This window comes from uncultured Maricaulis sp. (assembly GCF_963976135.1).
Lineage (GTDB): Bacteria > Pseudomonadota > Alphaproteobacteria > Caulobacterales > Maricaulaceae > Maricaulis.
The window spans coordinates 1-4,355 of sequence record NZ_CAXBKN010000147.1; the positions used below are offsets into that span (position 1 = coordinate 1).

The following is a 4,355-nucleotide window of genomic DNA, read 5'->3' on the forward strand; positions in this document are numbered from 1 at the left end:
CTAAGCGCTCCCCAGCAAGCTCTCAAACAAGGCCAGCCCGTCCGTGCCGCCATGCCTGGCGTCCACGGCGCGTTCCGGATGCGGCATCATGCCGAGCACATTGCCTTGCTCGTTGACGATGCCGGCAATGTCATTGGCGGAGCCGTTCGGATTGGCGCCGTAGCGGAAGACGACCTGGCCTTCATTCTCGATCCGGATCAGCGTCTCGTCGTCGGCGAAATAATTGCCGTCATGATGGGCGATCGGGATGATCAGCTTGGCATTGGCCGGATAGCGCGAGGTGAAGCGCGTATTGGTATTGGTGACGGTAATGGCCGTGTCTTCGCAAATGAATTTCAGCTGCGCATTGCGCATCAGCGCGCCGGGCAGCAGGCCGCATTCGGTCAGGATCTGGAAGCCATTGCACACGCCGAGAATTGGCGCGCCGGTAGCGGCATGGGCGATGATGGCCGGCATGATCGCCGAGTGGGAAGCCATGGCGCCGCAGCGCAAATAGTCGCCATAGGAAAACCCGCCGGGCACCATGACGAATTGCGTGCCTTCGGGCAGAGCGGTTTCCTGGTGCCAGACCATGGCGGGAGCGGTGCCGGTGACGCGTTCGATCGCATCATGGGCGTCGCGGTCGCAATTGGACCCGGGAAAGACGATGACGGCGGATTTCATGGCCACGCCGCCCCTATTCCAGCTCGATCGAGTAGCTCTCGATCACCGGATTGGAGAGGAGTTTGGCGCACATCTCGTCGACGCGGACCCGGGCGGCTTCGACATCATCACCGGTCAGGTCGAGCTCGATCAGCTTGCCCTGGCGCACGGAAGCGACTTCGGCATAACCCATATTGTGCAGCGCACCGGCAACGGCAGCGCCTTGCGGGTCGAGAACGCCGGGCTTGAGATAGACGTGGATTTTCGCTTTCACGGGAACGACTCGCTTTTTTGAGGCCTGCTTTGGATGCGCCCTGCATAATGCGGGCGGCGGGCCGATGCAATCGAGCAGCGCCGGTTCTTGCGGTGTGCGGACATGAAAACGCCCCCGGCGATGCGGGGGCGTTCTCAAACCTGTTTTGTCCGAGGACTATTTGCCGGCGTCATCCGGTGCGTCGGGGACCGAACGTGGCATGTCCTTCATGACGCCCAGGCGGCGGGCGACTTCGGCATAGGCCTCCGTGACATTGCCGAGATCGCGGCGGAAGCGGTCCTTGTCCATCTTTTCATTGGTTTCCATGTCCCACAGCCGGCAACTGTCAGGGCTGATCTCGTCGGCCAGCACGGTGCGGACCATATCGCCTTCATACAGGCGGCCGAATTCCAGCTTGAAGTCGACCAGGCGGATATTGACCGCGGCGAACAGGCCGGAGAGGAAATCATTGGCGCGCAGGGTCAGCGCCATCATGTCGTCGATTTCCTGCGGCGTGGCCCAGTTGAACGAGGTGATGTGGTCTTCCGACACCATCGGGTCGTTGAGCTCGTCCTTCTTGTAATAGAATTCGACGATGGCGCGCGGCAATTGCTGGCCTTCCTCGATCCCGAGGCGCTTGCTGATCGAACCGGCGGCGACATTGCGGCAGACGACTTCGAGCGGAATGATCTCGACCTGGCGCACCAATTGCTCGCGCATATTGAGGCGGCGGATGAAATGCGTCGGGATGCCGATATGGCCGAGCTGGACCATGATATATTCGCTGATGCGGTTATTGAGCACGCCCTTGCCTTCGAGCGTCGCCTTTTTCTCACCGTTATAGGCCGTCGCATCATCCTTGAAATACTGGACGATCGTCCCCGGTTCCGGGCCTTCATAGAGGATCTTGGCCTTGCCTTCGTAGAGTTTCTTGCGGCGGGACATGGGCGGCGCTCCAGTCGGGGTCCGGGTCATATTCGGACCGAAAATGCGCGACGCGGCCCGAATCGGAGACCGGACCGCGCGTTGATGGGCTAAATTATCCGCCCTTTTCGTTATTCGCAATCCCTTGCTGCGGTGCGGTATGGCCTGTGCCGGGGCGATTGATTTCGGGCGGTGGGCAAGCTAACCAATCAGGCAACACATTATCCCAAGGAGAGCTGCCATGTCTGGCATTGATGATCGCGAATCCGGTTTTGAAAACAAGTATGCCCACGACCAGGAACTGGACTTCAAGGCCAATGCCCGTCGCAACAAGCTGCTGGGCTTGTGGGCCGCCGAACTGATGGGTCTCGATGGCGAAGCCGCCACGGCCTATGCCAAGACGGTGATCGTCGCCGATTTCGAGGAAGCCGGCGATGACGACGTTTTCCGCAAGGTGCGCGCCGATCTCGACGCCAAGAAGGTCGAGCTCTCCGATCACCTCCTGCGCAAGCGTATGGATGAATTACTGGCCGAAGCCCGTCACCAGATCCAGACCGAAAGCTAGGTTGCCGTCGTAATCGCCAGCCAGCGGTCGAACGCTTCGCGGATATGGTCGCGGTCGTAATTGGTGGTGATGATCTCGAAAACAGTGCCGGTTTCACGGTCCATCAGGACCAGGAAACCGGTGCGGCCCACGAGCTCGTCATAAAGCTCGGTGATATCGGCCTCAACGGCGAGTTCGCGCACGCGCTCGCGCTGGCCGAGGGTGAAGTCGAAGCGGATGAATTCAATCGCCGCATCCGCATACTCCGGCCGGACATCATCGATGCGCGGTTCCAGGATGCGGCAGGCCCCGCACCAGGACGAGCGAAACATCGCCGCCACCAGCCGCGGCCGCTCCTCGACCGCTTCGGCCTGCGCCGCCCAGTCACCGCGCAGGAAATTCGGTGCCAGAAAAGCCCCCAGCAGGGCGAGGACGATGAGGGCAGTACGCATGCGGCGGGCTCCGGTCTTTTTGCTTGGGGCAGGATAGGGCGCCGGTGTGGGAAGGCCAGCGCCGCCGCCATCACACTCGCGTTATCCAGGCTCCGCCTTGGCTGGGACCAACCCGAATACAAAACCACAATCCTCGTCATCCTGACGAAAGTCAGGACCTCGATGTCATAGAGCTATTGGTTGATCATCTCATACAAATCCCGCCAGCGCGGATTTTCCTTCTCCACCAGCTCGATCTTCCAGGCGCGACGCCAGTTCTTCAACCGTTTCTCGCGCGTGATCGCATCGGCCAGGGTCGCAGCGAATTCCAGCCAGACCAGATCATGGATCTGGTAGCGCGCGCAGAATTTCGGTCCGCGCCCTTCGCGATGCATCCAGACGCGCATGGCGATATCGCCTGTAACACCGATGTAGAGCGCGCCGCGCGGGCGACTGGCGAGCATGTAGACACAGGGTTGGATGCCCATTGTCTCGAGGTCCTGACTTTCGTCAGGATGACGATAATGCGTATATGCAAAGATTACAACTATTAAGCGAATTAAATTGTGCTGCTATTCCGCCTCGTCCGGGCGCACCAGACCCGGCAGGCCGTCGATCGACAGGGCATTGCCGGTATAGCGGCGCTCGCGCCATTCCTCGTCTGAGCGGTGTTCGTTATAGCGCAGCAGCTGGTCGCGCTCGCCCTTGAACTCGTAGAGCGGTACGCCCCAGCCGCAGCTGTCCTGGATGCGCGAGATGCGGGCCGTGATGACCGCGCGCGCCCTGGGGAAATCACCGAACAGGGCGAGTTTCTCGTCAAAACCCGGATCGTCGAAACACACCGCATGGCCCTTGCCATAGAGGCGCAGGATATTGGCCGGCCCATCGAGGGCGCAGAACATGAAGGTGATGCGGCCATTCTGGCGCAGATGCGCCACGGTCTCGATGCCCGAGCCGCCGAGATCGAGAAAGGCGACTTCATGGGGGCCGAGAATGCGGAATGTGTCATGGCCCTTGGGCGAGACATTGACATGGCCATGGCCCGACGGCGCGGTGGCGACGAAGAACATCTTCTGCGCCTCGATAAAGCCCGTCACCCGCTCGTCAATGCTGTCGTAAAGCTTGCCCATGCCTGTCTCCCTCGGTTGCAGGAAGGATAGGCATACTCGCCTCAGTCGGCAAACACCCGCGCGAAGATCGTGTCGACATGTTTGAGGTGATAGGCCTCGTCGAAACAGGCCTCGATCTGGGCGTTGGTCATCTTGGCGGTGACCTCCGGATCGGCTTTCAGATGGTCGACCAGCTGGCCGCCCTCATCCCAGGTTTTCATCGCATTGCGCTGGACCAGGCGATAGCTGTCCTCGCGCGACACGCCGGCCTGGGTCAGGGCCAGAAGCAGGCGCTGGGAATTATGGATGCCGCCCTGGGCGTCGAGATTTTCCTGGCAGCGATCGGCGTGCACGATCAGGCCCTCGACCATGCCGGCGCAGCGCTGCAGGGCAAAATCGAGATGGCCATTGGCGTCCGGGCCGATGCCGCGCTCGACCGAGGAGTGGGAGAT

Annotated in this window: 7 protein-coding genes and 1 pseudogene; 1 reads left to right on the forward strand and 7 read right to left on the reverse strand. The window is 61.0% G+C overall.

Annotated features, from left to right (window positions below; all coding sequences use genetic code 11):
* The 3 genes from purQ to purC all read right to left on the reverse strand — a co-directional run bounded on the left by purQ (window position 1) and on the right by purC (window position 1,840).
* Window positions 1–663, reverse strand: a complete 663-nt coding sequence (gene purQ / locus AAC023_RS13715; protein ID WP_339741758.1) for a phosphoribosylformylglycinamidine synthase subunit PurQ — start codon at window positions 661–663, stop codon at window positions 1–3.
* A gap of 13 nt (window positions 664–676) precedes the next feature.
* The gene (gene purS, locus AAC023_RS13720; RefSeq protein ID WP_339741759.1) at window positions 677–916 is read right to left on the reverse strand and encodes a phosphoribosylformylglycinamidine synthase subunit PurS; all 240 of its coding nucleotides are present in this window, start codon (window positions 914–916) and stop codon (window positions 677–679) included.
* 156 nt (window positions 917–1,072) lie between these two features.
* The gene (purC, locus tag AAC023_RS13725) at window positions 1,073–1,840 is read right to left on the reverse strand and encodes a phosphoribosylaminoimidazolesuccinocarboxamide synthase (protein WP_339741760.1); all 768 of its coding nucleotides are present in this window, start codon (window positions 1,838–1,840) and stop codon (window positions 1,073–1,075) included.
* Between the two features lie 220 nt (window positions 1,841–2,060).
* Between purC and AAC023_RS13730 the strand changes: the two genes are divergently transcribed.
* The gene (locus AAC023_RS13730; RefSeq protein WP_339741761.1) at window positions 2,061–2,384 is read left to right on the forward strand and encodes a DUF1476 domain-containing protein; all 324 of its coding nucleotides are present in this window, start codon (window positions 2,061–2,063) and stop codon (window positions 2,382–2,384) included.
* Here the strand turns inward: AAC023_RS13730 and AAC023_RS13735 are convergent.
* The 4 genes and pseudogenes from AAC023_RS13735 to AAC023_RS13750 form a co-directional block, all read right to left on the reverse strand.
* Window positions 2,381–2,815, reverse strand: a complete 435-nt coding sequence (locus AAC023_RS13735; protein WP_339741762.1) for a thioredoxin domain-containing protein — start codon at window positions 2,813–2,815, stop codon at window positions 2,381–2,383. The genes AAC023_RS13730 and AAC023_RS13735 overlap by 4 nt on opposite strands.
* Window positions 2,816–2,988: 173 nt before the next feature.
* A complete protein-coding gene (locus AAC023_RS13740) occupies window positions 2,989–3,276 on the reverse strand; it encodes a GIY-YIG nuclease family protein (protein ID WP_339741764.1) in 288 nt (95 codons plus the stop codon).
* Between the two features lie 90 nt (window positions 3,277–3,366).
* Window positions 3,367–3,924 carry a pyridoxamine 5'-phosphate oxidase family protein gene (locus AAC023_RS13745; RefSeq protein ID WP_339741763.1) on the reverse strand — a complete coding sequence of 186 codons (558 nt, stop codon included), beginning with the start codon at window positions 3,922–3,924 and terminating at the stop codon, window positions 3,367–3,369.
* A gap of 41 nt (window positions 3,925–3,965) precedes the next feature.
* Window positions 3,966–4,355 (reverse strand): annotated as a pseudogene (locus AAC023_RS13750) (adenylosuccinate lyase); the annotation flags it as partial.

Coding starts and splice junctions, on each gene's coding strand:
- purQ (WP_339741758.1), bottom strand. CDS start 663: ATGAAATCCGCCGTCATCGTCTTTCCCGGGTCCAATTGCGACCGCGAC.
- purC (WP_339741760.1), bottom strand. CDS start 1,840: ATGTCCCGCCGCAAGAAACTCTACGAAGGCAAGGCCAAGATCCTCTAT.
- AAC023_RS13730 (WP_339741761.1), top strand. CDS start 2,061: ATGTCTGGCATTGATGATCGCGAATCCGGTTTTGAAAACAAGTATGCC.
- AAC023_RS13735 (WP_339741762.1), bottom strand. CDS start 2,815: ATGCGTACTGCCCTCATCGTCCTCGCCCTGCTGGGGGCTTTTCTGGCA.
- AAC023_RS13745 (WP_339741763.1), bottom strand. CDS start 3,924: ATGGGCAAGCTTTACGACAGCATTGACGAGCGGGTGACGGGCTTTATC.